Origin of the sequence: Paenibacillus sp. NPDC057967 (assembly GCF_042887015.1) — a bacterium.
Taxonomy (GTDB): Bacteria; Bacillota; Bacilli; order Paenibacillales; family Paenibacillaceae; genus Pristimantibacillus.
In genome coordinates, this window is the sequence record NZ_JBHVQB010000019.1 from 1 (window position 1) to 1,702 (window position 1,702).

Consider the following 1,702-nt stretch of genomic DNA (forward strand, 5'->3'; position numbering starts at 1 on the left):
TTGGGTAGGGGAGCGTTGTATATAGGTTGAAGTCAGACCGTAAGGACTGGTGGACAGTATACAAGTGAGAATGCCGGTATGAGTAACGAAAAGACAAGTGAGAATCTTGTCCGCCGAAAGCCTAAGGGTTCCTGAGGAAGGCTCGTCCACTCAGGGTAAGTCGGGACCTAACGCGAGGCCGAAAGGCGTAGTGGAAGGACAACAGGTTGAAATTCCTGTACCACCGAAGATTGTTTGAGCAATGGGGTGACACAGAAGGGCAGTGACGCGGACTGATGGAATAGTCCGTCCAAGCAGTGAGGCTAGTTGGTAGGCAAATCCGCCAACTGTTAGGCTGGGCTGTGATGGGGAGCGAAAATTGCAGTAGCGAAGGTCATGTACTCCGGCTGTCGAGAAAAGCCTCTAGTTAGATCTAGGTGCCCGTACCGCAAACCGACACAGGTAGGCGAGCAGAGCATGCTAAGGCGCGCGGAAGAACTCTCGTTAAGGAACTCGGCAAAATGACCCCGTAACTTCGGGAGAAGGGGTGCCTCGGTAGGGTGAATAGCCCGAGGGGGCCGCAGTGAAAAGGCCCAAGCGACTGTTTAGCAAAAACACAGGTCTGTGCGAAGCCGTAAGGCGAAGTATACGGGCTGACGCCTGCCCGGTGCTGGAAGGTTAAGGGGAGCGGTTAGGGGTAACCCGAAGCTGTGAACCGAAGCCCCAGTAAACGGCGGCCGTAACTATAACGGTCCTAAGGTAGCGAAATTCCTTGTCAGGTAAATTCTGACCCGCACGAATGGCGTAACGACTTGGGCGCTGTCTCAACGAGAGATCCGGTGAAATTTTAATACCTGTGAAGATGCAGGTTACCCGCGACAAGACGGAAAGACCCCATGGAGCTTTACTGCAGCTTGATATTGGACTTTGGTACGATCTGTACAGGATAGGTGGGAGCCTTTGAGGCCGGAGCGCCAGCTTCGGTGGAGGCACCGTTGGGATACCACCCTGATCGTATCGGAGTTCTAACCTGGCACCGTGAAACCGGTGCAGGGACCGTGTCAGGCGGGCAGTTTGACTGGGGCGGTCGCCTCCTAAAATGTAACGGAGGCGCCCAAAGGTTCCCTCAGAATGGTTGGAAATCATTCGAAGAGTGCAAAGGCATAAGGGAGCTTGACTGCGAGACCTACAAGTCGAGCAGGGACGAAAGTCGGGCTTAGTGATCCGGTGGTACCGCATGGAAGGGCCATCGCTCAACGGATAAAAGCTACCCTGGGGATAACAGGCTTATCTCCCCCAAGAGTCCACATCGACGGGGAGGTTTGGCACCTCGATGTCGGCTCATCGCATCCTGGGGCTGAAGTAGGTCCCAAGGGTTGGGCTGTTCGCCCATTAAAGCGGTACGCGAGCTGGGTTCAGAACGTCGTGAGACAGTTCGGTCCCTATCTGTCGCGGGCGTAGGAAATTTGAGAAGAGCTGTCCTTAGTACGAGAGGACCGGGATGGACGTACCGCTGGTGTACCAGTTGTTCCGCCAGGAGCACCGCTGGGTAGCCAAGTACGGACGGGATAAGCGCTGAAAGCATCTAAGCGTGAAGCCCCCTTCAAGATGAGATTTCCCAATTTAGTAAGACCCCTTGAAGACGACGAGGTTGATAGGTTCGGGGTGGAAGCACAGCAATGTGTGGAGCTGACGAATACTAATCGGTCGAGGGCTTATCCTA

1 rRNA gene is annotated in these 1,702 nt (G+C 54.6%); it reads left to right on the forward strand.

Annotated features, from left to right (window positions below):
• Nucleotides 1–1,702, forward strand: a 23S ribosomal RNA gene (locus ACFVSO_RS28785); the annotation flags it as partial.